Below are 24,030 nucleotides of genomic sequence, written 5' to 3' on the forward strand. Positions count from 1 at the left end.
TGGGGGGGGGGTGGGGGGGGCGGCGCCCCCCCGGGGGCCGCCCCACCCCCCCCCCCCCCCCGCCCCGCCCCCCCCCCCCCCCCCACACGGTCCCTGCCAAAGCCTCACTCCATCTCGATGATGACCTGCTCCTGCCACTTCTGCGGCAGTGCCTTGGAGGTCGCTTCCCAGGCCGCCGCATCCTTGATCGGCTGGGCCGCGCGATATTGCTCGTTAGGCAGCAGCTTGGCCTGTACCTCGGCCGGCAGCTTCAGGTGCTCGGCGCGGATCGGACGGGCGTGGCCGATGGCCAGGTTGGTCTGGCCGGCATCGCTGAAGATGTACTCGCGGGCCAGCTTGGCCGCGTTCGGGTGCTTGGCGTACTTGTTGATGATGGTGGTGTAGCCGGAAATCACCGAGCCATCCGCCGGGATCAGCACTTCGAAGCGCTTCGGATCGATCTGCTCGCGGTAGCTCAGGCCGTTGAAGTCCCAGACCACGCCGACTTCCACTTCGCCCTTCTCCAGGGTCTGGATGGTCGGGTTCGCCAGCGACAGGCGCTTCTGCTGGGCCAGCTTGGTGAACAGTTGCAGGCCAGGCTCGATGTTCTTCTCGTCGCCCTTGTAGGCGATCGCCGCGGCCAGCACGCCGTTGGCGGCCTGGGCGGCGGTACCGACGTCACCGATGGCGACCTTGTACTTGCCCTTTTCCAGGTCATGCCAGGTCTTCGGGATGTCTGCTTCCTTCACCAGTTGCTTGTTGACGATGAAGGCGATGGTGCCGGTATAGGCCAGGGCCCAGTGGCCGTCCTGGTCCTTGGCCCAGTCCGGGACCTGGTCCCAGGTGCTCGGCTTGTACGGCTGGGTCACGCCCTTGGCCACGGCGATCGGGCCGAAGGCGGCGCCGACGTCGCCGATATCGGCGCTGGCGTTGTCCTTCTCGGCGTCGAACTTGGCCACTTCCTGGGCCGAGCTCATGTCGGTGTCCATGTGCTTGAGGCCGTACTTGCTCGCCAGGTCGGCCCAGGTCCCCTTCCAGTTGGCCCAGGCGTCAGGCATGCCGACGCTGTTCACGGTGCCTTCCTTGCGGGCGGCGTCTTCCAGGGCTTTGAGGTCGGTGTCGGCGGCGAACGCCGAGTGCGACAGGGCAATGCTCGCGCCTAACAGAGAGGCCAGGAAAAGCTGTTTCATCCGAAGCTCCTTAATGGGTGCCTTGCACAACGTGAGAGGTTGGGGCGGGTTGCGTTTCGGTTGGTCTAGGTCAGCAATACCTGAGCCAAGGTAGGGGGCTTGCGTGACAGTTTGATGTCGATGAACGCTACCGAGGTTCGCCAACTGACCCTGGAAATACAGCGTAGACCACCCTGGAAAGCCCGCCCGCCGGGGCTTTCGCCGTTACCCTGGATGACCGTTCGGCGGCCCTGTCATCTGGCGTTCATCTGCGTTGCCTAAGCTCAAGGGGTTTTCCGGCACGGCATTTGCGCACCATTGCGGTACCGATGCGAAGCTGGACTAGTCCAGAAAGGAAGCCTTTGATGCACGCACTGGCGCCCCGCGCAGTTACATCGATCTGCCATGCCTTGCAGGAGCAGATCGAACACGGCCTGCTCCCGCCGGGAGGCAAGCTGCCGGCCGAACGCAAGCTCAGCGAAGTGTTCGACACCACCCGCATCACCCTGCGTGAAGCACTGGTGCAACTGGAGGCACAGGGGCTGATCTACCGCGAGGAACGCCGTGGCTGGTTCGTGGCGCCGCAGCGGCTGACCTACGACCTGATCCAGCGTAGCCACTTCCACGCCATGGTGCGTGACCAGGGTCGCACGCCGGCCACCGAGCTGCTTTCGGCGCGCCTGCAACCGGCGGCCGCGGCGATCTGCGCGCGTCTGCAGTTGCCGGCGCTGTCCAGCGTGATCCAGATATGCCGCCTGCGCCGCATCGACGGGCGCGCGGTGCTGTATGCCGAGCACTACCTGAACCCGGAGTACTTTCCCGGCATTCTCGACCACGACCTTGGCCAGTCGCTGACCGAGATCTATGGCCGCCACTACGGGATCCAGTACGGAAAGGTGCGTTTCGAGATCCTCCCGACCGCCTTGCCGGTGGCAGCGGCATCGGCACTGAAGGTGTCGCCGGGCAGTGCCGGGCTGCACATCACCCGGGTCAACAGCGACCAGGACGGGCGCCTGATCGACTGTGATCTGGAATATTGGCGGCACGATGCGATCCGCATCCGTGCCGATGCCGGCTAGCGCTAGCTCTTCTCGCTGCCGCCCCCGGCGGTGATGACTTGCACGGAAAGGCGGGGCGTGGCCAGGTCCAGGCCCGCCTCGTCGAGCTGGCGCTTGAGCGCCAGGTTGAAGGCCCGCGACACCTCCCACTGCTTGATCGGCGCGGTCTTGAAGCGTGCGCGCAGCACCGCCGAGCCGGACTCGAAGCTTTCCACCCCCTGGAACTCCAGCGGCGACCAGATATTGCGTCGCTGCAACGGATCGGTGCGCATCTTCTGCCCGACGTCGCGGACCAGGGCGATCGCCTGGTCGATGTTCATGTTGTAGGGAATGGCGATGCGGAAGATCGCGTAGCCGAACTCGCGGGAGTAGTTCTTGATGCTCTTGATCTCGCTGAACGGGATGGTGTGGACGATGCCGTCGATGTCCCGCAGGCGCACGGTACGGATGGTCAGGCCCTCGACGGTGCCCAGGTGGCCGCCGACATCGACGTAGTCGTCGATGGCCAGGGAGTCCTCGATGATGATGAACAGGCCGGTGATCAGGTCGGCCACCAGCGACTGCGCGCCGAAGCCGATGGCCAGGCCAATGACACCGGCACCGGCGAGCAGCGGGGTGACGTTCATGCCCATGTTGGCCAGGGCGACGATCAGGCCGATGATGAAGATGGCCACGAACAGCACGTTGCGGATCAGCGGCATCATGGTCTGTGCGCGGGCATTGGCTAGGCCCTTGCGCGAGCGGGTCAGGGCGTGATGCACGGCAGTGTCGGCGAGGATCCACACCAGCCAGGCGGCGATCAGGGTACCGGCGAGCCCGGCCAGGCGCATCGCCACCTCATGGCCTTCGCCTTCGGCGAAGCCGATCAGCGAGAAGCCCCAGACCCGTAGGCCCAGCTCGATGAACGCCAGCCACACCGCCAGGTGCACCAGGGTGTAGGCGAAGCTGCGCAGGCGTTCGGCGTAGACCGCCTGGCGGCGATTGGCACGGCGCGGCTTGAGCGAATGGCGGCGCACCAGGCCGTTGATCACCATGCACAGGATCACCAGGACGGTGCACATCAGCGACTGGCGCAGGGCAGTGCTGGTGTCGCCGGCGGACACGAAGGTGGCGAACAGGGAGATCCCCACCAGCACCAGCGCCGGAAGGTACCAGAAGGTACCGAGGACCTCGATGGTGTCGCTCAGGGCGCGGCGCTTGAGGCGCTGGGCCAGCGGCTGGTTGCGGATCAGGTGGGCGATGGGGCGGCGGAAGCGCAGGATGAACAGGGCCGTGGACAGCGCCGCCAGCACGTTGGCCAGGGTCGCCAGGGCGTGGGCCAGGTGGGTGCCGAGGGCGAGGTACAGGCGCGGATCGTTCATCGCCTCGCCGAAGGCGGCGAAGCTGCCGATCAGCCACAGCGGGCGGAAGGCCTGGTGCCGGAGGATATGCAGGGCGCGATGGCGGTGCGGGCCGTCGAGCAGGGAAAAGGCGATGACGCAGATGGCCGAGAAGCAGGTGCCGACCACCAGCGCATAGGCCAGCACCATGGCCATGGACTTGCCCAGCGACGAGGGCAGGGCGAAGCTCAGGTACACGGTGATCACCAGTGCCACCAGCCAGGGCCCGAGCTTGCGCAGGGCGAAGCGCACCAGGTCCCAGGTGCGCGGGTGCTGGGGCAGTTCCTCGGTCAGGCCGAACTTCACCCGCAGGCGATGGCTGGCCCAGTTCAGCGCGTAGGCCAGCAGGCTCCACAGGGCGATGATGGCGATGAAGCCGAACAGCAGGCCCGGCAACTGCTGGACCGGGACCTTGAGCGCAGAGAGCTCGATCTGCGCCAGCTCCATTTCGTCGGACCAGCGCTTGAACGGACTGGCCTCGCCGCTGAACTGCTTTTCCAGCTCGGCGAGGGTGCCGCCGATCAGGCCCAGCACGCCCTGTTCCGGTTCCGGCTGGGCTTGGCGGGTGCTGTCGCGAAGCTTCTTCAGGTCGTTGAGCAGGCGCGTGCGCTGCTGGTCGTTTTCCAGGGTGGTGATGACTTCGTCGAGGGACTTGCCCAGCGGCTCGCTGGCTTGTGGCTGGGCCGGGGCACTGCCGCCAAGCAGGCCTGGCAGGCCGGCGGCGTTGGCCGGGCCAGCGGTGGCGAGGAGAACAAGGAGCAGGGCGAGACAACGCAGGACGACAGACACTGGACGATCAACCTCGAACACCGGTAATCGGCGCAGTGTAGAGGATTTCTCAGGTCAGTTTTTCGAGGATCTTCCAGACCATGATGCCGAGTATCGACAGCATGCCCAGCCACATCATCAACACGCCCCAGTTGCTGTCACGTTTGGTGAAGCCGATGGTCAGCAGGATCAGGCCGGCAAGCACCGGAAGGAACATCGAATGAAACGCAGACATGCGCAAGGTCCTTCTTCTTCCTCGGAAACGTCAGGCAGAAGCATAGGCGCAAAACGAGCGAAGCGGCTTGACCGGTGTCACGGATCGCCAAAAAGGGCGGGGCAGAGCGCCCCGCCTCGGGCTTACGGTAGCTCGCGGCTGCGGTAGAAGGCGGTCAGCACCTTGACCAGGTGGGCGAGGTCCTGGCTGCCGCACAGCTCGCGGATCGAGTGCATGGCGAAGGTCGGCAGGCCGATGTCGACGGTGCGCACGCCGAGGTGGCTGGCGGTGATCGGGCCGATGGTCGAGCCGCAGCCCATGTCGCTGCGCACCACGAAGCTCTGCACCGGTACTTCCTCGGCCATGCACAGGTGGCGGAAGAATCCGGCGGTTTCGCTGTTGGTGGCGTAGCGCTGGTTGTTGTTGACCTTGATCACCGGACCGGCGTTGAGCTTGGGACCGTGGTTGCCGTCGTGCTTCTCGGCGTAGTTGGGGTGCACGCCGTGGGCGTTGTCCGCCGAGACCAGCAGCGAGCGCTGGATGGTGCGTACGTACTCGTCGCCATCCGGCAGCAGGCGGCGCAGGGTCTGTTCGAGCATCGGGCCGTCGGCGCCGCAGGCCGAGCAGGAACCGACTTCCTCGTGGTCGGTGCACACCAGCACGCAGGTCTCGTCGCTGTCGGCACCGAGCAGGGCCTGCAGGCCGGCGTAGCAGGACAGCAGGTTGTCGAGGCGCGCACCGGCGATGAACTCGCCGTGCAGGCCGACCAGGGCGGCATCCTGGGTGTCGTAGAAGCTCAGTTCGTAGTCCAGCACCACGTCGGCGTTGAGGCCGTGCTCGCGGGCCAGTTGCTCGGTGAGCAGGGCGCGGAAATCGACGCGCTCGTCGCCGGCGACCTGGGCCAGGATCGGTGGCAGCTCGGTCTGCGGGTTGATCGCCCAGCCTTCGTTGGCGGTGCGGTTGAGGTGGATCGCCAGGTTGGGGATCACTGCGATCGGCAGCTTGAAGTCGACCAGGGCGCTTTCCACCTTGCCGTCACGGCGGAAGGTGACGCGGCCGGCCAGCGACAGGTCGCGGTCGAACCACGGCGCGAGCAGGGCGCCGCCGTAGACTTCCACGCCCAGCTGCCAGAAGCCGTGGCGCTGCAGCTCAGGCTGCGGCTTGACCCGCAGGCACGGGCTGTCGGTGTGGGCGCCGACCAGGCGGATGCCGTCGAGCAGCGGCGAGTGGCGGCCGAGCTTGATGGCGATGATCGAGGAGTCGTTGCGGGTCAGGTAGTAGCGACCGCCGGGCACCGTGGCCCAGCTGTCGCGCTCGTCCAGGCGCTGGTAGCCGGCCGCTTCGAGGCGCTGGGCCAGGCTGGCGGTGGCGTGGAAGGGCGTGGGGGAGGCTTTGAGGAATTCAATCAGGCCTTGGTTCAGGGCGTCGCGCATAAGTCACTCCAGACAGCAGTGGGCGCGAGTTTAGCGCAGATGTGCTTATGGGAGCACGCGGACCCTGTGGGAGCGGGTTCACCCGCGATTGCGATGGTGAATTCACTAAAGTAATCGCGGGTGAACCCGCTCCCACAGGATCCTGTGCAATATCAGCCCAGCGATCGGACATTCAGAACGGTGCCGGGCACTCGAACTTCAGGCGCTCGCCGCTTACCGGATGGGTAAAGCTCAGCATCGAAGCATGCAGGCACAGCCGCTCATGGGCGGCCAGGGCTTCGGGGTTGGCGTAGAGGCGGTCGCCCAGCAGCGGATGCCCGATCGACAGCATGTGCACGCGCAGCTGGTGCGAGCGCCCGGTGATCGGCGTCAGCTCGACCCGGCAGTGGTCGCCACAGCGTTCGACGATGCGCCAGAAGGTCAGGGCATGCTTGCCCTGCTCGTGATCCACCACGTGGCGCGGCTTGGTCGGCGGGTCGTAGCGCAGGGGCAGGTCGATGCTGCCGCTGTCCAGCGCCGGTTGTCCCCAGCACAGGGCGGTGTAGGCCTTCTCGGTCTCGCGGTCGTGGAACTGGCGCGACAACTCGCGGTGGCTGTCGGCATCGCGGGCAAGGAGGATGATCCCCGAGGTCTCCCAGTCGAGGCGGTGGACGATCAGGGCATCGGGAAAGCCGTTTTCCTGCAGGCGGGTGATCAGGCAGTCCTTGTTGTCCTCGGCCCGGCCGGGCACGGAGAGCAGCAGGGTGGGTTTGTTGATCACCAGGATGGCGTCATCCTGGTACAGGATCTCGACGTTGGACAACGGCATTGCGTGTTCTCTGCAAACGCCAACGGCGACGGCCAGGTCCAGGCTTTGCAGCCTGGCCCCGGCCGTCGCCGCGGCAGGTTACCCGGGACGCCTCAGGTGCGGTCGGGCAGGGTGATGTTGAGTTCGAGAATCGAGCAGCTGCCCTGGTTCTCCAGCGCCACCTGCACGTCATCGTTGCCGATGTTGACGTACTTGCGGATCACCTCTACCAGCTCCTTCTGCAGGGCCGGCAGGTAGTCCGGGGTGCTGCGCTGTCCGCGCTCGTGCGCCACGATGATCTGTAGACGCTCTTTCGCAACCGACGCGGAACTGGGTTTTTTGTTGGCACGAAAGAAGTCAAAAAGGTTCATGGTTCAATTGCCTCCAAACAGGCGCTCGAAGAATCCCTTCTTCTGCACGTCGAGGAACCGGTGTTCCACGGTTTTGCCCAGCAGGCGGTCGACGGTGTCGCTGTACGCCTGGCCAGCATCGCTCTGGTCGTCGAGGATGACCGGGACGCCCTGGTTGGAGGCCTTGAGCACGGCCTGGGATTCGGGAATGACACCCAGCAGCGCGACGGAGAGGATTTCCTTGACGTCTTCGACGCCCAGCATCTCGCCCTTGCTCACGCGCTCGGGGTGGTAACGGGTGATCAGCAGGTGTTCCTTGATCGGGTCTTCGTTGCGCTCGGCACGGCGCGACTTGCTGGCCAGCAGGCCGAGCATGCGGTCCGAGTCGCGTACCGAGGAAACTTCCGGGTTGGTCACGACGATGGCTTCGTCGGCGAAGTACATCGCCAGGTGCGCGCCCTTCTCGATACCGGCCGGGGAGTCGCAGACCACGTAGTCGAAGGTTTCCTTCAGTTCCATCAGGACCTTCTCGACGCCTTCCTGGGTCAGCGCGTCCTTGTCACGGGTCTGGCTGGCGGCCAGCACGTACAGGTTTTCCAGGCGCTTGTCCTTGATCAGGGCCTGCTGCAGGTTGGCTTCGTTGTTGACGACGTTGACGAAGTCGTACACCACGCGGCGTTCGCAGCCCATGATCAGGTCGAGGTTACGCAGGCCGACGTCGAAGTCGACGATCACAGTCTTGTGCCCGCGCAGCGCGAGGCCGGTACCGATGGCGGCACTGGTGGTGGTCTTGCCCACACCACCCTTGCCGGAAGTCACCACGAGAATCTTGGCCAAGGTGTATCACCCCTAAAAATGATGAAAATGGACGCGTGGTCCCAAAAATACAAAAAACGGCAACTAACTGATGAAGTTGCGCGGAAAATGGCGGCAGTATCCGTTAAAGGCGGGTGATGTTCAACACGTCTCCGGACAGGCTGACCTGCACCCCGGCACCCCACAGCGGATCGCGTCGCAGGTCTTCGGAAACCTTGTACTGCCCGGCGATGGAGACCAGCTCGGCGGTCATCTGCTGGCAGAAGATCCGCGCCTTGGTATTGCCTTTTATGCCCGCGAGGGCGCGACCGCGCATTGGCCCGTACACATGGATGTTGCCATCGGCGAGAAGTTCCGCACCCGGGCTGACCGCCGACACCACGACCAGGTCGCCACCCTGAGCATAGATCTGTTGGCCACCGCGTACAGGCGAGGTGATGATCTTCGTCGGGCGCACCGTTGGCTCGGGCGGCGGAGGCGGTGGCGCAGGGGCGGGTTCGGGCTTTTTCACCGGTTCGATTTCCACCGGGTCCACCGGCCGTTCGCGGGCGCCGGACGGCGGCAGCACCGGCAGGTCGATGGCGATGGCCGCGGCGATGTCCTCGATGCGGCTGGCGCGGATGGCCAGGGTGCGCAGGCCATGCTGGCGGCAGATGCGCATCATCCCCGGCAGGTCGACGCTGCCTTCGCCGGCCGGCAACTTGTCCAGCGCCAGCACCAGCGGCGTGTTGCTGAAGAAGTTGGGCGCCTGGGCCACCTTGGCCGCCAGCTGCCGGTCGAGTCCATCGAGATCGTTCCGGGCAAGCTCCAGCACGGTGATGGCGAGCATGCTGCCCTTGAGCTGGAACACGGGGGCTTGGTCTGGCGTCTGGCTTTGGCTCATGGTCTGCGTCGAGGCGGCTTTGTTGCGAAAAGTGCCCAGACTTATAACGAGAACGCCGGTTAGCCGCAACCCACGTGGAACCGTTGTAGAATGCCCGGCCTTTTTCTTTCCGGAATCTTGAATGGATCGCCCGCGTTTTCAACCTCGTTTCCTGCACCCGCGTTTCTGGCCGTTGTGGCTGGGGCTCGGCCTGCTGTGGCTGATCGTGCAGCTGCCATACCCGGTTTTGCTGGGGATCGGTCGTGCCCTCGGCGCCGTGATGTACCGCGTCGCCGGCTCCCGGCGGGCGATCGCGGCGCGCAACCTGGAACTGTGCTTCCCGGAATTGCCGTCCGTCGAGCGAACCCGCCTGCTCAAGGAAAACTTCGCGTCCACCGGCATCGCCTTCTTCGAAATGGCCATGAGCTGGTGGTGGCCAAAGGCCCGTCTGGCGCGCCTGGCGCACATCGAGGGGCTGGAGCACCTGCAGGCGGCGCAGCGTGATGGCCAGGGTGCCATCTTGATGGCCCTGCACTTCACCACCCTGGAGATCGGCGCCGCACTGCTCGGCCAGGAGCACACCATCGACGGCATGTACCGCGAACACAAGAACGCCCTGTTCGACTGGGTCCAGCGCCGCGGTCGCGAGCGCCACAACCTCGACTCGCTGGCGGTGGAGCGCGAGGATGTGCGCGGCATGCTCAAGCTGCTGCGTGCCGGCCGTGCCATCTGGTACGCACCGGACCAGGACTACGGCGCCAAGCAGAGCCTGTTCGTGCCGCTGTTCGGCATCCAGGCGGCGACGGTCACCGCCACCACCAAGTTCGCCCGCCTGGGCCGGGCCCGGGTGATTCCCTTCACCCAGCAGCGCCTCGCCGACGGCAGCGGCTACCGCCTGGTCATCCACCCGCCGCTGGCGGACTTCCCCGGCGAGACCGAGGAAGCCGACTGCCTGCGCATCAACCAGTGGATCGAACAGGCGCTGCGCGAGTGCCCCGAGCAGTACCTGTGGGCCCACCGGCGCTTCAAGTCGCGGCCGCCGGGAGAGCCGAAGCTGTACAAGAAGTAAGCAGGCTTTATCGGTCATCTCAGGGAGTAAGCGCATGGCAGCAGCAGAACCGGTCACCGGCCTGATCCTTTCCGGCGGCGGCGCCCGTGCCGCCTATCAGGTCGGGGTCCTGGCGGGTATCGCCGACCTGCTGCCACAAGGCGCGGCCAATCCCTTCCCGGTGATCGTCGGCACCTCGGCCGGGGCGATCAATGCGGTGACCCTGGCCAGTGGTGCCCTGCAGTTCGCCGAGGCGATCCGGCGCCTGACGGCGTTCTGGCAGGGCTTTCGCAGCCACCAGGTGCTGCGCAGCGACTGGCCTGGTGTGGTGCGCCAGGCCAGTCGCTTCGTCGGCCACAGCCTGCTCGGCCTGGGCCGCCAGGTGCCGGTGGCGTTGCTCGACAGCTCGCCGTTGCGCGGCCTGCTGACCGAGCACCTCGACCTTGGCGGGATCGGCCATGCCATCGAGCAGAAGCATCTGCGCGCGGTGGCGGTGACTGCGTTCGGCTACGAGTCGGGGCAGGCGGTGACCTTCTATCAGGGGCGTGGTGCCATCGACCCCTGGTTGCGCCATCGCCGCATCGGCCTGCCGACGCGTCTGAGCATCGAGCACCTGCTGGCCAGTTCGGCGATCCCGCTGTTGTTCGCGCCGGTCAAGCTGGGGCACGAGTACTACGGGGATGGCGCGGTGCGCCAGTCGGCGCCGATCAGCCCGGCGCTGCACCTGGGGGCCAACCGCATCCTGGTGGTGGGGGTCAGCGGCAACCCGCGCGGCCCGGCGGATACCATGCCCCATGCGCGGGTCTACAGTGGCCAGCCGCCGAGCCTGGCGCAGATCGGCGGGCACCTGCTCAACAGTACCTTCATCGACAGCCTGGAAGACGATCTGGAGCTGCTTCAGCGTCTCAATCACCTCAGCCACCTGGTCCCCGCGCAGGAACGGCCGCAGCGCCTGGGGCTGACGCCGGTGGAGGTGCTGGTGGTCGCGCCGAGCCAGCCGCTGGACGAGATCGCCGCGCGTCATCGGCGCGAGCTGCCGGCGGCCTTGCGTCTGTTCTTGCGTGGGCCGGGGGCGACCAAGACCAGCGGAGCCGGGGTGCTTAGCTACCTGCTGTTCGAGGCAGGGTACTGCAGCGAACTGATCGAACTGGGGCGGCGGGATGCCTTGGCCAAGAGTGCCCAGCTTCGCAGCTTCCTGGGCTTGCCCGGAAATCAAAGCTGACGCATGACCCCTGTGGGAGCGGGTGAACCCGCTCCCACAGGGGGCTGTGTCGTTCTGTTATTCGGCGATCTGCAGCTTGCGCGACTCGGTATAGACGTAGCGCACCTTCTCGTACTCGAACGGCGAGTTCATCTGGCCGTAGCGGAAGTTGGTGGTGTAGCGCTTGTCGATGGCGCGCAGCACCCAGATTTCCGGGTGATTGCTGCTGACCTCGGCGACGTTGAGGAAGTTGATCTGGTTTTCCGCGCCGTAGTCCACCACCAGGCCGCCGGTATCGCGCAGGTTGGACGGGCCGAGGATCGGCAGCATCAGGTACGGACCGCCTGGCACGCCCCACACGCCGAGGGTCTGGCCGAAGTCTTCGTTCTGCTTGGGCAGGCCCATCTTCGCCGCCGGATCCCACAGGCCGAACACGCCGATGGTGGTGTTCAGCAGCAGGCGCCCGGTGATCTCCATGGAGCGCTGGCCCTTGAACTGCAGCAGGCTGTTGAGCAGGTTGGGCACATCGCCCAGGTTGCTGAAGAAGTTGCTCACGCCGCTGCGCAGGAACTCCGGGGTGACGTAGCGGTAGCCGTTGACCACCGGCAGGAACACCCATTGGTCGAAGCGGTAGTTGAAGTGATAGACCCGGCGGTTCCACGACTCCAGCGGGTCGTAGACCTCAAGGGCGTCGAGGGTCGCCCGCTCGAATTCGCGCTGGTCCAGCCCGGGGTTGAACTTGAGCTCCTTGAGCGGCTCGGTGAAGCCGTCGGTGTCGAGGACGCTGGCCGCCGGGGCGGGTTCGTCGGCGAAGGCCGGCGCGGCGGCCAGCAGCAGGGCGGTGATCAGCAGGCGTTTAACCACGGAAGAACTCCAGCATGTCGTCGCTGTTGACGCGGTAGTTGAGGTTGCCGCAATGGCCGCCATGAGGGTAAAGGGTCAGCCGGTCGCCGAAGGTCTTGCGCAGGAAACCGATGTCGCCGGGGCCGAGGATCACGTCGTCGGCGTTGTGCATCACGGCGATCTTCGGCGACTTGCTGAGGTAGTCCTGCAGGGCGTAGAGGCTGACCTGGTCGATCAGTTGCAGCAGGCTGCCGCCGTCGGTGCGGGCGCGCCACATGGGGATCACCTGCTCGGTCAGGTAGCAGTCGAAATCGCATTGCAGCGCGCGCTTGAAGAACGGCGTCAGGCTGCTGCCCTCGGTAATCGGAAACTTCGGCGGAATGATCAGGCCGCGGCGGTTGATCAGGTCCGAGGTGAAGGCGATGTCGGCGGCGGAGAAGCGGAACGAGCTGCCGATGAGCATGGCCATCTGTTCGTTGGACAGGTGCTGGCGCGACTGCTGGAAGTCGTAGAGCAGGGCGTCGTTAAGGTCGATGTAGCCCTTCTGCTGGAAGTAGCGGGTCAGCTTGTTGAGCACCAGTTCGTAGAAGTTGGTGTGGCTGGTGATGCCCTTGACCTCGGTCTGCACCAGGCGGTCGAGGTTGGTGATCGAGGTATACAGGTTCACCGGTGGGTTGAGCAGCAGCACGCGCTTGAAGTTGAAGCTGCGCCGGGTCTCGTCGAGGTGGGCGACGAAGGCCGCGTCGAGGGCGCCGAGGCTGTAGCCGCTGAGGTAGAACTCTTTCACCGGCAGGCGCGGGTGCTGGGCGCGCACGCCTTGCATGACCCGGTAGAGGTCCTCGGCGTCCTCGCTGCTGATGCCTGGCGTGGCGAAGCGCGAGGCGGCGCTCATGAAGTCGTAGCTGGTCGGCGAGGACAGCTGTACCACATGGAATCCGGCCTTGTAATAGAGGCGCTTGAGGTATTCGTTGATGCTGGCGTTATAGGGTGCGCCGGTGCCGGCGATCAGGAAGATCAGCGGCGCCTCGTGGTCCTGGCGGGCCAGGCGGTAGGTCAGTTTCTTCACCGGCCAGAAGTTGTCCGGCAGGGTGAAGGCGCGCTCGGGGCGCATGTTCAGGGTGTAGTCGTTCTGGGTGATGTCATCGTCCGTGGGCAGCTCGGGACGCAGGTCCGGCGGCGTGGTGGCGATGGTCGCCTCGAACGGATTGGTCAGTGGATAGCCGTAGGTGGCGGCATCGATATCCGCAGCCGACGCGGCCGCACTCAGCAATAGGCCGCCTAGCAGGGCAGCGAGGCGCAGTGGTCGAAACATGACGGATCCCCGGAAAAGACAAAAATCGCATTGCACCCTAGGACACTTGTGTGACGGAAGAAGTTGCCAAGTGCCACTGTCTTTGTTGTCCCGGATGTTGCCGCGCCCGGCTTGATGGCTGCAACACCGGGTTGCATTTCTCTCTGGGGTAAAAATAGCCGAGGCGGGCGCTTTCGCCTTGCGCAGACGGCCCGAGGGATTATGCTGGCCACCGATTTTTCTGACTTTGGAGTACCCCATGTCCCAGCGGTTACCACTGATCGCCTTGCTGCTGTTCATCCCGCTGTGGCTGGCTGCCAGTTACGGCGTGCGCTACGGGTTCATGGAGGACCCGCAGTGGGTCGGGGTCTGCTCGGCACAGGTGCAGGTGTGGGAGTGTTCGGTGCGCTCGACCCTGGGGCTGACCATCCACTTCCGGATCCTGGCGTGGATCGGCCTGGGCCTGGCGCTGCTGGCGACCCTGGTGCCACGCCGTGCCGGCTGGTGGCTGGCGGTGCTGGCGCTGGTGGCGGGGATTCCGGCGCTGGTGCTGTACACGGCGAGCATTGCCGTGTTCACGGTGGTGCTGGCGGGGTTACGTCTGGTTAGAAAGGGATAGCAGGCAGGTTTTGGGACCGCTGAGCGGTCCCAAAACCACTCAGCGCCGAACCCGCAGGCAGCGCCACAAGGCTGCGGCCATCGCCACGCCGACCGCCGCCCAGACCCAGGCCTGCTGGCTCAGCAGCCCCTCCCGGTACAACTGGGGCGCAATGCCCGCCCCCACGATGAAGGTCAGCAAGGCCACCTCGGCCCGCGGCACGCGGACCGGCCGCAGCAGGTACACCAGCGCCGGCACCACGAACGCCGCACTCGGGAAACTGCGATAACGCGGATCGAATACCAGCGCCAGCACGCTCACCGCTGCCGCGAAGCCCGCCGCCACGACCCACCAGCCCGCCCGCGCGTCCAGCCAGGCGAACAGCCGCTGGCGCCAGCCCTCGCGAGAGGCCAATGCCAGCGCCCCGTGGGCCAGCACCAGCAGGTTGAGCCCTGCCAGCAACACCACCCACAGCCATTCACCCATGAAGCGGCTGTTGGTCCGCGCCAGTTCGCCCCACAAGCCAAGACTCGCCGCGCCGATCGCCGCCAGCAGCGGCAGAGCCAGGGCATTGCGCGTGCCCCGTACCGGCCCGGCCAGCACCAGCACGCCGATGAACAGCGCCACGCCGGCCGCCAGCCATTGCGGCCACAACGGCAGGTTGCTCACCGGTCCTTCGAGCACGCCCTTGTCATGCCGGTCGGCGTCGTACAGCCCCCAGTAGCCGCCCACCGCGCCTTCGCTGGCGCGCTTCCACGGCTGGTCGAAGGCTTCGATCAGGTTGTAGTGCCAGCCGTTCTTCTCGGCCATGGCCACGAAGCCGCGGATGAAGCGCGCCTCGTTGACCCGGCTGGGCAGGGCGGTCTCGCGCTGGCGGCCCTCGCTGGGCCAGCCGGTTTCGCCGATCAGGATGTCCTTGGGCGCGAACCTGTTGCCGAACACCTGGCGGATCTCGCCGACATGGGCCAGGGCATCGTCGATGCCGCGTGGATCGTCTTCCCAGTACGGCAGCAGGTGGATGGTCAGGAAGTCCACTGCCGGGGCGATCTGCGGGTGCTGCAGCCAGAATTCCCAGACATCGGCGTAGGTCACCGGCACCTGGACCTGGCTTTTCACCTGGCCGATCAGCTCGGCCAGGCGGTCACCGGTGATTTCCTTGCGCAGCAGGGTCTCGTTGCCGACGATCACCGCGCGGACCACGTCCGGGTTGGCGTTGGCCGAGGCGATCAGGGCCTTGATTTCCTTGTCGGTATCCAGCGGATTGCCGTTGACCCAGGCCCCCAGCATCACCTTCAGCCCGTACTTGCGCGCGATGGCCGGGATGCCTTCGAGGCCGGTCATGGAGTAGGTGCGGATGCACTCGAAGCGTTTCGACAGCAAGGCCAGGTCGGCATCGATGCGCTCGGGGCGCAGGGTGAAGGGCTGGTCGAAGGGCGACTGGTCCTTGTCGAACGGGGTGTAGGACGCGCACTGCAACTTGTGCGTGGCACTGGCGGCGTCGGGCAGCACCACCGGCTTGCCGAGCCCGTACCAGAGCCCGGCGAGGGCGAACAGGCCGAGCAGGCAGGCGAACAGGTAGGGCGGCAGCGCAAAGCGGGCGGTCGAGGGCATGGAGCGTTCCGGTGGGCCAACAAAGCCGCCAATACTACCCGTAAACGCCTGCGGATTTTTCCTTGGCATGCAAAGTTCGGACAGGTTTTGCGCAAGCCCCCGGGAGCCGGGCAGATGCTGGCCAGATGGTGTCGTTTCTCGATGTTTCGAGGTCGCTGACAGAGCAGGATCATCGCGCCCCGGGGTTGATGATGGACGCCATCAGTACTCCGCTGATGCGGTCCTGGTCCAGGTTTTATGGCGTGAAGGGGGCGCCGTGCACCAGAACAAGACGTAGCCCGATCTGCGTCGGGCGCTTGACTCTATCCGTGAAGCGACAAGGGGAAGCTTTGATGAAAATGCGACGACTCCTAGGGGCGGGCACCGCCCTGGTATTGGCATTCAGCGCCGCGCAGGCGATGGCCAAGGAAGTGAGTATCGGTTATGTCGATGGCTGGTCCGATAGCGTGGCGACCACCCATGTGGCGGCCGAGGTCATCAAACAGAAGCTGGGGTACGACGTGAAACTCATGCCGGTGGCCACCGGCATCATGTGGCAGGGTGTCGCCACCGGCAAACTCGACGCCATGCTCTCCGCCTGGCTGCCGGTCACCCACGGCGAATACTGGGCCAAGAACAAGGACAACGTGGTCGACTACGGCCCCAACTTCAAGGACGCCAAGATCGGCCTGATCGTGCCGGAGTACGTCAAGGCGCAATCGGTGGCGGACCTGAAGACCGACGAAGGCTTCAAGAAGAAGATCGTCGGCATCGACGCCGGCTCCGGCGTGATGCTCAAGACCGACCAGGCAATCAAGGACTACGAGCTCACCGGCTACAAGCTGCAGGCCAGCTCCGGCGCGGCGATGACCGCCGAACTGGGTCGTGCCTACGACAAGAAGCAGGACATCGCGGTGACCGGCTGGGTGCCGCACTGGATGTTCGCCAAGTGGAAACTGCGCTTCCTCGAAGACCCGAAAGGCGTCTACGGCGCTGCCGAGACCGTGAACAGCATCGGCAGCAAGGAGCTGGCGAGCAAGGCTCCGGAAGTCGCCGAGTTCCTCAAGAAGTTCTCCTGGCAGTCCAAGGACGAGATCGGCGAGGTCATGTTGGCCATTCAAGAGGGCGCAAAGCCTGATGCCGCCGCCAAGGACTGGGTCGCCAAGCACCCTGAGCGCGTCGCCGAATGGACCGCCAAGTAATGGCTTGATGCCTCTATCCTGAGGCTTGCAAGGCCGCTCCCCGGTTTCCCGGCGGGCGGCCTTGTCGTTTCCGGGTTGTTACGGCGTTCGCAAAACACTTTTACATCTAAGACTAAGGTCGTCTGGAGCGCGTTCATGGGCAGCATAAAGTGGTGACGGGTTCTACCTAATCTGTGCTGCGAGGACAAAAACAATGAACGACAGCATTTACCTATCGATACAAAACAGCCCGCGGTTCAAGGAGCTGGTGTCAAAACGCGAGCGTTTCGCCTGGATTCTCTCGGTGATCATGCTCGGCCTTTACTCTGCTTTCATCCTGCTGATTGCCTATGGCCCGCAAGTACTGGGCGCCAAGATCAGTCCCGACTCGTCGATCACCTGGGGCATTCCCCTCGGCGTGGGCCTGATCCTCTCGGCCTTCATCCTCACCGGCATCTACGTACGTCGTGCCAATGGCGAGTTCGATGAGCTGAACAACGCAATCCTCAAGGAGGTTCAGCAATGATCCGGCGTGTACTGGCAACCTTGGCCATCGGCGCGTTCGCACCCGCCGTCTGGGCCGCCGACGCCCTCACCGGCGAGGTGCAGAAACAACCGCTGAACGTCGCGGCGATCCTCATGTTCGTCGCCTTCGTCGGTGCCACCCTGTGCATCACCTACTGGGCCTCGAAGAAAAACAACTCGGCATCCGACTACTACGCCGCCGGCGGCAAGATCACCGGCTTCCAGAACGGCCTGGCGATCGCCGGCGACTACATGTCCGCGGCGTCCTTCCTGGGGATTTCCGCCCTGGTGTTCACCTCCGGCTACGATGGCCTGATCTACTCGATCGGCTTCCTCGTCGGCTGGCCGATCATTCTCTTCCTGATCGCCGAACGCCTGCGCAACCTGGGTAAATACACCTTCGCCGACGTGGCCTCCTATCGCCTCGGCCAGAAGGAAATCCGCACCCTGTCCGCTTCCGGTTCGCTGGTGGTGGTGGCCTTCTACCTGATCGCCCAGATGGTCGGCGCCGGCAAGCTGATCCAGCTGCTGTTCGGTCTCGACTACCACATCGCGGTCATCCTGGTCGGCATCCTGATGTGCATGTACGTGCTGTTCGGCGGCATGCTGGCGACCACCTGGGTCCAGATCATCAAGGCGGTGCTGCTGCTCTCCGGTGCCAGCTTCATGGCGCTGATGGTGATGAAACACGTCAACTTCGACTTCAGCCAGCTGTTCTCCCAGGCCATCGCCGTGCACCCGAAAGGCGAGGCGATCATGAGCCCCGGCGGCCTGGTGAAAGACCCGATCTCGGCCTTCTCCCTGGGTCTGGCGCTGATGTTCGGTACCGCCGGCCTGCCGCACATCCTGATGCGCTTCTTCACCGTGAGCGACGCCAAGGAAGCCCGCAAGTCGGTGTTCTACGCCACTGGCTTCATCGGCTACTTCTACATCCTGACCTTCATCATCGGCTTCGGCGCGATCCTGCTGGTCAGCACCAACCCGACCTTCAAGGACGCGGCTGGCGCCCTGATCGGCGGCAACAACATGGCGGCGGTGCACCTGGCCGACGCGGTAGGCGGCAGCATCTTCCTCGGCTTCATCTCGGCCGTGGCCTTCGCCACCATCCTCGCGGTGGTTGCCGGCCTGACCCTGGCCGGTGCCTCGGCAGTGTCCCATGACCTGTACGCCAGCGTATGGCGCAAGGGCAAGGCCAACGAGAAGGACGAGATCCGCGTATCGAAGATCACCACCATCGCCCTGGCGATCCTCGCCATCGGCCTGGGCATCCTCTTCGAAAGCCAGAACATCGCCTTCATGGTCGGCCTGGCGTTCTCCATCGCGGCCAGCTGCAACTTCCCGGTACTGCTGCTCTCGATGTACTGGAAGAAGCTGACCACCCGTGGCGCCATGATCGGCGGCTGGATGGGCCTGATCAGTGCCGTGGCACTGATGATCCTCGGCCCGACCATCTGGGTGCAGATCCTGCATCACGAGAAGCCGATTTACCCGTACGAGTACCCGGCGCTGTTCTCGATGCTGATTGCCTTCGTCGGTATCTGGTTCTTCTCGATCACCGACAAGTCCAAGGCCGCTGAAGACGAGCGCGCGCTGTTCTTCCCGCAGTTCGTCCGTTCGCAGACAGGCCTGGGTGCCAGTGGTGCGGTTTCCCACTGATCCCGAGCTGAAATGAAAAAGACGGCCCTTTCGAGGGCCGTCTTTTTTTGTCCGCGGGTCAGGTCATATGTAGCCGAGCAACAGCAATATCAGCAGGACGATCAGCACCGTGCCGATGACCCCCGACGGCCCGTAGCCCCAGCTTCTGGAGTGCGGGAAGACCGGCAGGCCGCCGATCAGCAGGAGGATCAGGATGATGATCAGGATTGTGCCCATGACGGATTCCTCTGGTTTCGGTCGGATGGGCAGACCTGCCGTTCAGGTCCGCTTGCAATTGTGATTGCCGGCGGGAGCAGAAAGTTTAATCGGGGTGCTTTCGAGGCCCTCGAAGTCACCGAAAAACCTCGGGGCTTTGCCCCCGCCATTCAGCAACCTGATACCCCTCCAGCCCGCGCAGACCCTTCGCTACACTGCCCCTCATCGACCAAACGCACACAAGGCAAACCGTCTATGCACAACCGCATGATGATCACCGGCGCAGGCTCCGGACTGGGGCGCGAGATCGCCTTGCGCTGGGCCCGCGAGGGCTGGCAACTGGCATTGAGCGACGTCAATGACGAAGGCTTGCGCGAGACCCTGGCCCTGGTCCGCGAGGCCGGCGGCAGCGGCTTCGTGCAGCGCTGCGACGTGCGCGACTACAGCCAGCTGATCGCCCTGGCCCAGGCCTGCGAGGAACACTTCGACGGCATCGACGTGATCGTCAACAACGCCGGTGTCGCCTCCGGCGGCTTCTTCGCCGAACTGTCCCTGGAAGACTGGGACTGGCAGATCGCGATCAACCTCATGGGCGTGGTCAAGGGCTGCAAGGCCTTCCTGCCGCTGCTGGAGAAGAGCAAGGGCAAGATCATCAACATCGCCTCCATGGCCGCGCTGATGCAGGGCCCGGCGATGAGCAACTACAACGTGGCCAAGGCCGGCGTGGTGGCGCTGTCGGAGAGCCTGCTGGTGGAACTGCGCCAGCTGGATGTCGGCGTGCACGTGGTCTGCCCGTCGTTCTTCCAGACCAACCTGCTCGACTCGTTCCGCGGCCCGACGCCGGCGATGAAGGCCCAGGTCGGCAAGCTCCTGGAAAGCTCGCCGATCAGCGCCAGCGACATCGCCGAGTACATCTACCAGCAGGTTGCCCGCGGCCAGTTCATGATCCTGCCCCACGAGCAGGGACGCATGGCCTGGCACCTCAAGCAGCATGACCCGCAGGCGCTCTACGACGAGATGGCCAGCATGGCCGAGAAAATGCGCGCCAAGGCCCGTCCGGGCCAATCCTGAGGCGTGCGATCAGGTATCCTCGGCTTTTTGCCAGTACCGGGGATACCAGTGATCAACTACCTGCTGTTCTTCTTTGCCGCCGTGTTCGAGATCGCCGGCTGCTACGCCTTCTACATGTGGTTACGGCTGGACAAGAGCGCCTGGTGGATCGCCCCGGCGCTGCTCAGCCTGACCCTGTTCGCCCTGCTCCTGACCCGCGTCGAGGCGGCCTACGCCGGGCGCGCCTATGCCGCCTACGGCGGGATCTACATCGTCACTTCGCTGCTGTGGCTGGCCTTCGTCGAGAAAGGCCGCCCGCTGGCCAGCGACTGGCTCGGCGCCTTGCTCTGTGTGCTGGGAGCGACGGTGATCCTGCTGGGGCCGCGGTTTCACCAGGCGGGCTGAGTTTGTAGGGTTTTTCCGTAGGTTTGGTCTGGCGGTGTGGTAGGACACCTCTATTTGTCGGCCAGACCGTTGAAGCGGACTACGCCGCCGGCCAGTCTCCGAATTCATCTTGAAATGGAGGATTCGGGAATGCTGGTCATAGGACGCGAGATTGGCGAAGTCATCAACATAGGTAACGACATCAAGCTCAAGGTGATCGCCGTGGACGGCGGCACCGTGCGCTTCGGCGTCAGCGCGCCGCGCAACGTGGAGATCCATCGCGCGGAGATCTATCAGAGGCTGGCGGAGGAACTGCAGAAGCAGAAGGCCGGCTGATCAGTCGAACAGCTCTTTCGGCACATCATGCTTGGGCAGCAGCTGGCATTGCTGGCTGTCCAGGTCGAAGAGGATGAATGCCTGTCCCTTCGCCAGGGCCTGGCGCACCCGCAGCACGCGGGTTTCCAGTGGGGTGTCGTCGCCGTTGTCGGTGCCGTCGCGGGTGACGAAATCCTCGATCAGGCGGGTGAGGGTCTCGGCTTCGAGTTGGTCGTAGGGGATCAGCATGGGGGCCTGCTCTTGAAGTAATGGCACATGCTACCTGCTTTGTTGATCGCCGCGGACCCTGTAGGAGCGGGTTACCCGCGATTGCGGCAGTGGGTTCACCATCGTAATCGCGGGTGAAACCGCTCCTACAGGTGTCCTCACGATCAATCCCTGCGGCCAAGCACCTCATCCACTGCCGGCACCCGCGTCTCGCTTTCCATCTGCGCATCGTGTTCCAGCTGGTGACTGAACCGCTCCAGCGAACTCCCCGCCGGATGCGAATCCGCCGCGAACACCGGCGGGCTCAGCAGGTAAGCGCCCAGCAGTCGGCTCAACGCCGCCAGGCTGTCGATATGGGTCCGCTCGTAGCCATGGGTCGCATCGCAGCCGAAGGCCAGCAGCGCGGTGCGGATATCGTGCCCGGCCGTGATTGCCGAATGCGCATCGCTGAAGTAATAGCGGAACAGGTCGCGGCGAACCGGCAGGTTGTGTTCGCCGGCCAGCTTCAGCAGATGCCGCGACAGGTGATAGTCGTAGGGCCCCGACGAGTCCTGCATCGCCACGCTCACCGCATGCTCGCTGGACTGCTGCCCGGGCGCCACCGGGGCGATATCGATGCCGACGAACTCGCTGACATCCCAGGGCAGTGCGCCGGCCGCGCCGGAGCCGGTTTCCTCGGTGATGGTGAACAGTGGATGGCAATCGATCTGCGGCTGCTGGCCGCTTTCCACCACCGCCTTGAGCGCCGCCAGCAGGGCGGCGACCCCGGCCTTGTCGTCCAGGTGCCGGGCGCTGATATGGCCGCTTTCGGTGAATTCCGGCAGCGGATCGAAGGCGACGAAATCCCCCACGTTGATGCCCAGCGACTCGCAATCGGCGCGGGTCGCGCAGTAGGCGTCCAGGCGTACCTCGATGTGTTCCCAGCTCACCGGCATCTGGTCGATGGCGGTGTTGAAGGCGTGCCCGCTGGCCATCAGCGGCAACACGCTGCCGCGCAGCACGCCGTTGTCGGTGAACACGCTGACCCGGCTGCCTTCGGCGAAGCGGCTCGACCAGCAACCCACCGCCGCCAGGCCGAGGCGGCCGTTGTCCTGCAGGCAGCGCACGCTGGCGCCGATGGTGTCGAGGTGGGCGGAAACGGCGCGGTCGGGAGAGTTGCGCCGGCCCTTGAGCGTGGCGCGGATGGTGCCGCGGCGGGTCAGTTCGAAGGGGATGCCCAGTTCTTCCAGGCGCTCGGCGACATAGCGCACGATGGTGTCGGTGAACCCGGTGGGGCTGGGGATCGCCAGCATTTCCAGGAGGACTTTCTGCAGGTAGTTCAGGTCCGGTTCGGGTAGGGGGGCGGACATGGGGACTCCTCTGATCATTGCGTCGGCCGGCTGTGGGGGAACAGCAGGTCGACGAAGCGTTCGGCAACGGGTTGCGGCTCATGGTTGGCCAGGCCGGCCCGTTCGTTGGCTTCGATGAATACGTACTCCGGCTGGTCGGCGGCGCGGACCATCAGGTCCAGGCCGACCACCGGGATATCCAGGGCGCGGGCCGCCTGGACCGCGGCCTCGGCCAGCACCGGGTGCAGGCGCGCGGTGACATCTTCCAGGCAGCCACCGGTGTGCAGGTTGGCGGTACGGCGCACGGCCAGGCGCTGCCCGGCCGGCAGCACGCTGGCGTAGTCGAAGCCGGCGGCCTGGACCGTGCGCAGGGTCTCGTCGTCCCGCGGGATGCGGCTTTCGCCGCCAGTGGCGGCCTGGCGCCGACGGCTTTGGGCCTCGATCAACTGTTCGATGCGGTGCAGGCCGTCGCCGACTATTTCGGCGGGATGGCGGATCGCCGCAGCGACCACCTCGAAACCGATTACCACGATGCGCAGGTCGAGGCCCTGGTGGAAGCTTTCCAGCAGGACCCGGCTGTCGAAACGGCGGGCCTGCTGGATGGCCTGTTCGAGTTCCTCCGGCGTGCTCAGGTTGACCGCCACGCCGTTGCCCTGTTCGCCGTCCACCGGCTTGACCACCACGGCGCCGTGTTCTTCGAGGAAGGCCAGGTTGTCGTCGGTCTCGCCCGCAAGTTGCTGCGCTGGCAGGCGCAGGCCGGCGGCGGCAAGGGTGCGGTGGGTCAGTTGCTTGTCCTGGCACAGGGTCATGCTCACCGCGCTGGTCAGGTCGCTCAAGGACTCGCGGCAGCGCACCCGGCGGCCACCGTGGTTGAGGGTGAACAGGCCGGCATCGGCGTTATCCACCTGCACGTCGATGCCGCGGCGGTAGGCCTCCTCGACGATGATCCGCGCGTAGGGATTGAGCCCGGCTTCAGGGCCCGGGCCGAGGAACAGCGGCTGGTTGATGCCGTTCTTGCGCTTGACCGCGAAGGTCGGCAGGGTGCGGAACCCCAGCTTGGCGTAGAGGCGCTTGGCCTGGCGGTTGTCGTGCAGCACCGAGAGATCGAGGTGGCTGAGGCCGCGACTCATGAAGTGCTCGATCAGGTGGCGCACCAGCACCTCGCCGACACCGGGCCGGGTGGTGTTGGGATCCACCGCCAGGCACCACAGGCTGCTGCCCAGTTCCGGGTCGTCGAAGGCCTTGTGGTGGTTGAGGCCCATGACGCTGCCGATCACCGCGCCGCTGTCCTCGTCCTCGGCCAGCCAGTACACCGGCCCGCCCAGGTGACGCGGGGTGAGCAGGGCGGTATTCACCGGCAGCATGCCGCGGGTCTGGTACAGGGTGTTGATCGCTTGCCAGTCCTCGTCGTTCTGCGCGCGGCGGATGCGGAAGCCGCGAAACACCCGGCTGGCCGGGCGGTAGTCGCTGAACCACAGGCGCAGGGTGTCCGAGGGGTCGAGGAACAGCTGTTGCGGGGCATGGGCCAGTACCTGTTGCGGCGCCGCCACGTACAGGGCGATATCCCGTTCACCGGGGCTTTCTTCCAGCAGCGCGGCGGCCAGTTGTGCCGGTTCCGCCCAGGTGTGCCCGATCAGCAGCCGGCCCCAGCCGCAGTGCAGGGCACGGGGCTGGTCGCTGGGCTCGTTGCCTTCACCGGCCAGGCGCGCCTGCAGACGTTCGTAGGACGGCACCTGGCCGCGCAGCAGGCGCTGGCCGTAAGCGGTTGCGTGGGCTTTCATC

25 protein-coding genes are annotated in these 24,030 nt (G+C 65.3%); 10 read left to right on the top strand and 15 right to left on the bottom strand.

Going from position 1 to position 24,030, the window contains the following annotated elements:
• Positions 1–104: 104 nt before the first annotated feature.
• Positions 105–1,169, bottom strand: coding sequence for an ABC transporter substrate-binding protein (locus tag V0R59_RS12355; protein WP_330075316.1), 1,065 nt, complete (start codon positions 1,167–1,169; stop codon positions 105–107).
• 344 nt (positions 1,170–1,513) lie between these two features.
• Here V0R59_RS12355 and V0R59_RS12360 point away from each other — a divergent pair, with 344 nt between their 5' ends.
• Positions 1,514–2,227 carry a UTRA domain-containing protein gene (locus tag V0R59_RS12360; RefSeq protein ID WP_330075317.1) on the top strand — a complete coding sequence of 238 codons (714 nt, stop codon included), beginning with the start codon at positions 1,514–1,516 and terminating at the stop codon, positions 2,225–2,227.
• A gap of 2 nt (positions 2,228–2,229) precedes the next feature.
• Here the strand turns inward: V0R59_RS12360 and V0R59_RS12365 are convergent, their stop codons facing one another.
• The 7 genes from V0R59_RS12365 to minC form a co-directional block, all read right to left on the bottom strand.
• The gene (locus tag V0R59_RS12365; protein ID WP_330075318.1) at positions 2,230–4,374 is read right to left on the bottom strand and encodes a mechanosensitive ion channel family protein; all 2,145 of its coding nucleotides are present in this window, start codon (positions 4,372–4,374) and stop codon (positions 2,230–2,232) included.
• A 49-nt stretch (positions 4,375–4,423) separates the two neighbouring features.
• On the bottom strand, positions 4,424–4,588 hold the full coding sequence (locus V0R59_RS12370; RefSeq protein WP_330075319.1) for a hypothetical protein: 165 nt from the start codon (positions 4,586–4,588) through the stop codon (positions 4,424–4,426).
• Positions 4,589–4,710: 122 nt separating this feature from the next.
• Complete coding sequence (locus tag V0R59_RS12375; RefSeq protein ID WP_330075320.1) at positions 4,711–6,000, bottom strand: M18 family aminopeptidase; 1,290 nt, start codon at positions 5,998–6,000, stop codon at positions 4,711–4,713.
• A gap of 172 nt (positions 6,001–6,172) precedes the next feature.
• Positions 6,173–6,808 carry an RluA family pseudouridine synthase gene (locus V0R59_RS12380; RefSeq protein WP_330075321.1) on the bottom strand — a complete coding sequence of 212 codons (636 nt, stop codon included), beginning with the start codon at positions 6,806–6,808 and terminating at the stop codon, positions 6,173–6,175.
• A gap of 92 nt (positions 6,809–6,900) precedes the next feature.
• Positions 6,901–7,158 carry a cell division topological specificity factor MinE gene (minE, locus tag V0R59_RS12385; protein ID WP_330075322.1) on the bottom strand — a complete coding sequence of 86 codons (258 nt, stop codon included), beginning with the start codon at positions 7,156–7,158 and terminating at the stop codon, positions 6,901–6,903.
• 3 nt (positions 7,159–7,161) lie between these two features.
• The gene (gene minD / locus V0R59_RS12390) at positions 7,162–7,974 is read right to left on the bottom strand and encodes a septum site-determining protein MinD (protein ID WP_075803762.1); all 813 of its coding nucleotides are present in this window, start codon (positions 7,972–7,974) and stop codon (positions 7,162–7,164) included.
• 103 nt (positions 7,975–8,077) lie between these two features.
• Positions 8,078–8,836: a septum site-determining protein MinC gene (minC, locus tag V0R59_RS12395; RefSeq protein ID WP_330075323.1), complete on the bottom strand. Its 759-nt coding sequence runs from the start codon at positions 8,834–8,836 to the stop codon at positions 8,078–8,080.
• A gap of 121 nt (positions 8,837–8,957) precedes the next feature.
• Here minC and V0R59_RS12400 point away from each other — a divergent pair, with 121 nt between their 5' ends.
• Entirely contained in the window at positions 8,958–9,884 is a 927-nt protein-coding gene (locus V0R59_RS12400) for a lipid A biosynthesis lauroyl acyltransferase (RefSeq protein WP_330075324.1), read from the top strand.
• Positions 9,885–9,918: 34 nt separating this feature from the next.
• On the top strand, positions 9,919–11,085 hold the full coding sequence (locus V0R59_RS12405) for a patatin-like phospholipase family protein (RefSeq protein ID WP_330075325.1): 1,167 nt from the start codon (positions 9,919–9,921) through the stop codon (positions 11,083–11,085).
• Positions 11,086–11,142: 57 nt separating this feature from the next.
• Here the strand turns inward: V0R59_RS12405 and V0R59_RS12410 are convergent, their stop codons facing one another.
• A complete protein-coding gene (locus tag V0R59_RS12410) occupies positions 11,143–11,928 on the bottom strand; it encodes an MlaA family lipoprotein (RefSeq protein WP_330075326.1) in 786 nt (261 codons plus the stop codon).
• Positions 11,921–13,219, bottom strand: coding sequence for a serine/threonine protein kinase (locus V0R59_RS12415; protein WP_330075327.1), 1,299 nt, complete (start codon positions 13,217–13,219; stop codon positions 11,921–11,923). Before V0R59_RS12415 ends, V0R59_RS12410 begins: the two co-directional genes overlap by 8 nt.
• A gap of 238 nt (positions 13,220–13,457) precedes the next feature.
• Between V0R59_RS12415 and V0R59_RS12420 the strand changes: the two genes are divergently transcribed.
• Entirely contained in the window at positions 13,458–13,817 is a 360-nt protein-coding gene (locus V0R59_RS12420) for a hypothetical protein (RefSeq protein ID WP_330075328.1), read from the top strand.
• Positions 13,818–13,856: 39 nt separating this feature from the next.
• On the opposite strand, the gene V0R59_RS12425 is transcribed toward V0R59_RS12420, so the two are convergent.
• Positions 13,857–15,407, bottom strand: coding sequence for a glycoside hydrolase family 17 protein (locus V0R59_RS12425; RefSeq protein WP_330075329.1), 1,551 nt, complete (start codon positions 15,405–15,407; stop codon positions 13,857–13,859).
• Between the two features lie 332 nt (positions 15,408–15,739).
• Here V0R59_RS12425 and V0R59_RS12430 point away from each other — a divergent pair, with 332 nt between their 5' ends.
• The 3 genes from V0R59_RS12430 (at position 15,740) to V0R59_RS12440 (ending at position 18,748) form a co-directional block, all read left to right on the top strand.
• The gene (locus V0R59_RS12430) at positions 15,740–16,588 is read left to right on the top strand and encodes a glycine betaine ABC transporter substrate-binding protein (protein ID WP_330075330.1); all 849 of its coding nucleotides are present in this window, start codon (positions 15,740–15,742) and stop codon (positions 16,586–16,588) included.
• A gap of 193 nt (positions 16,589–16,781) precedes the next feature.
• A complete protein-coding gene (locus V0R59_RS12435) occupies positions 16,782–17,093 on the top strand; it encodes a DUF485 domain-containing protein (RefSeq protein WP_330075331.1) in 312 nt (103 codons plus the stop codon).
• Positions 17,090–18,748 (top strand): cation acetate symporter, encoded by a 1,659-nt coding sequence (locus tag V0R59_RS12440; RefSeq protein WP_330075332.1) that lies wholly within the window; start codon positions 17,090–17,092, stop codon positions 18,746–18,748. The genes V0R59_RS12435 and V0R59_RS12440 overlap by 4 nt, the downstream gene beginning before the upstream one ends.
• Positions 18,749–18,811: 63 nt before the next feature.
• Here V0R59_RS12440 and V0R59_RS12445 read toward each other — a convergent pair whose 3' ends face one another.
• Positions 18,812–18,964, bottom strand: coding sequence for a DUF3309 family protein (locus V0R59_RS12445; RefSeq protein ID WP_009407510.1), 153 nt, complete (start codon positions 18,962–18,964; stop codon positions 18,812–18,814).
• Between the two features lie 234 nt (positions 18,965–19,198).
• On the opposite strand from V0R59_RS12445, the gene V0R59_RS12450 reads away from it, so the two are divergent.
• The 3 genes from V0R59_RS12450 to csrA all read left to right on the top strand — a co-directional run bounded on the left by V0R59_RS12450 (position 19,199) and on the right by csrA (position 20,713).
• Positions 19,199–20,014, top strand: coding sequence for an SDR family oxidoreductase (locus tag V0R59_RS12450; protein WP_330075333.1), 816 nt, complete (start codon positions 19,199–19,201; stop codon positions 20,012–20,014).
• Between the two features lie 48 nt (positions 20,015–20,062).
• A complete protein-coding gene (locus tag V0R59_RS12455; protein WP_330075334.1) occupies positions 20,063–20,398 on the top strand; it encodes a YnfA family protein in 336 nt (111 codons plus the stop codon).
• Positions 20,399–20,527: 129 nt separating this feature from the next.
• Positions 20,528–20,713 (top strand): carbon storage regulator CsrA, encoded by a 186-nt coding sequence (gene csrA / locus V0R59_RS12460; RefSeq protein ID WP_330075335.1) that lies wholly within the window; start codon positions 20,528–20,530, stop codon positions 20,711–20,713.
• Here csrA and V0R59_RS12465 read toward each other — a convergent pair whose 3' ends face one another.
• From V0R59_RS12465 to ngg, 3 genes are all read right to left on the bottom strand, one after another.
• A complete protein-coding gene (locus tag V0R59_RS12465; RefSeq protein WP_330075336.1) occupies positions 20,714–20,941 on the bottom strand; it encodes a YheU family protein in 228 nt (75 codons plus the stop codon). It abuts the gene before it with no gap.
• A gap of 143 nt (positions 20,942–21,084) precedes the next feature.
• Positions 21,085–22,269 (bottom strand): osmoprotectant NAGGN system M42 family peptidase, encoded by a 1,185-nt coding sequence (locus tag V0R59_RS12470; RefSeq protein ID WP_330077370.1) that lies wholly within the window; start codon positions 22,267–22,269, stop codon positions 21,085–21,087.
• 14 nt (positions 22,270–22,283) lie between these two features.
• Positions 22,284–24,029, bottom strand: a complete 1,746-nt coding sequence (ngg, locus tag V0R59_RS12475) for an N-acetylglutaminylglutamine synthetase (RefSeq protein ID WP_330077371.1) — start codon at positions 24,027–24,029, stop codon at positions 22,284–22,286.
• Between the last annotated feature and the right edge of the window lies 1 nt (position 24,030).

The sequence above is a fragment of the Pseudomonas ulcerans genome, from assembly GCF_036324125.1.
Classification (GTDB): Bacteria; Pseudomonadota; Gammaproteobacteria; order Pseudomonadales; family Pseudomonadaceae; genus Aquipseudomonas; species Aquipseudomonas ulcerans.

Excerpts from the sequence above, each read along its gene's own strand:
- V0R59_RS12355 (WP_330075316.1), bottom strand. The coding sequence starts at position 1,169 with ATGAAACAGCTTTTCCTGGCCTCTCTGTTAGGCGCGAGCATTGCCCTG.
- V0R59_RS12360 (WP_330075317.1), top strand. The coding sequence starts at position 1,514 with ATGCACGCACTGGCGCCCCGCGCAGTTACATCGATCTGCCATGCCTTG.
- V0R59_RS12370 (WP_330075319.1), bottom strand. The coding sequence starts at position 4,588 with ATGTCTGCGTTTCATTCGATGTTCCTTCCGGTGCTTGCCGGCCTGATC.
- V0R59_RS12375 (WP_330075320.1), bottom strand. The coding sequence starts at position 6,000 with ATGCGCGACGCCCTGAACCAAGGCCTGATTGAATTCCTCAAAGCCTCC.
- V0R59_RS12380 (WP_330075321.1), bottom strand. The coding sequence starts at position 6,808 with ATGCCGTTGTCCAACGTCGAGATCCTGTACCAGGATGACGCCATCCTG.
- minE (WP_330075322.1), bottom strand. The coding sequence starts at position 7,158 with ATGAACCTTTTTGACTTCTTTCGTGCCAACAAAAAACCCAGTTCCGCG.
- minC (WP_330075323.1), bottom strand. The coding sequence starts at position 8,836 with ATGAGCCAAAGCCAGACGCCAGACCAAGCCCCCGTGTTCCAGCTCAAG.
- V0R59_RS12400 (WP_330075324.1), top strand. The coding sequence starts at position 8,958 with ATGGATCGCCCGCGTTTTCAACCTCGTTTCCTGCACCCGCGTTTCTGG.
- V0R59_RS12405 (WP_330075325.1), top strand. The coding sequence starts at position 9,919 with ATGGCAGCAGCAGAACCGGTCACCGGCCTGATCCTTTCCGGCGGCGGC.
- V0R59_RS12415 (WP_330075327.1), bottom strand. The coding sequence starts at position 13,219 with ATGTTTCGACCACTGCGCCTCGCTGCCCTGCTAGGCGGCCTATTGCTG.
- V0R59_RS12420 (WP_330075328.1), top strand. The coding sequence starts at position 13,458 with ATGTCCCAGCGGTTACCACTGATCGCCTTGCTGCTGTTCATCCCGCTG.
- V0R59_RS12425 (WP_330075329.1), bottom strand. The coding sequence starts at position 15,407 with ATGCCCTCGACCGCCCGCTTTGCGCTGCCGCCCTACCTGTTCGCCTGC.
- V0R59_RS12430 (WP_330075330.1), top strand. The coding sequence starts at position 15,740 with ATGAAAATGCGACGACTCCTAGGGGCGGGCACCGCCCTGGTATTGGCA.
- V0R59_RS12435 (WP_330075331.1), top strand. The coding sequence starts at position 16,782 with ATGAACGACAGCATTTACCTATCGATACAAAACAGCCCGCGGTTCAAG.
- V0R59_RS12440 (WP_330075332.1), top strand. The coding sequence starts at position 17,090 with ATGATCCGGCGTGTACTGGCAACCTTGGCCATCGGCGCGTTCGCACCC.
- V0R59_RS12445 (WP_009407510.1), bottom strand. The coding sequence starts at position 18,964 with ATGGGCACAATCCTGATCATCATCCTGATCCTCCTGCTGATCGGCGGC.
- V0R59_RS12450 (WP_330075333.1), top strand. The coding sequence starts at position 19,199 with ATGCACAACCGCATGATGATCACCGGCGCAGGCTCCGGACTGGGGCGC.
- csrA (WP_330075335.1), top strand. The coding sequence starts at position 20,528 with ATGCTGGTCATAGGACGCGAGATTGGCGAAGTCATCAACATAGGTAAC.
- V0R59_RS12465 (WP_330075336.1), bottom strand. The coding sequence starts at position 20,941 with ATGCTGATCCCCTACGACCAACTCGAAGCCGAGACCCTCACCCGCCTG.
- V0R59_RS12470 (WP_330077370.1), bottom strand. The coding sequence starts at position 22,269 with ATGTCCGCCCCCCTACCCGAACCGGACCTGAACTACCTGCAGAAAGTC.
- ngg (WP_330077371.1), bottom strand. The coding sequence starts at position 24,029 with ATGAAAGCCCACGCAACCGCTTACGGCCAGCGCCTGCTGCGCGGCCAG.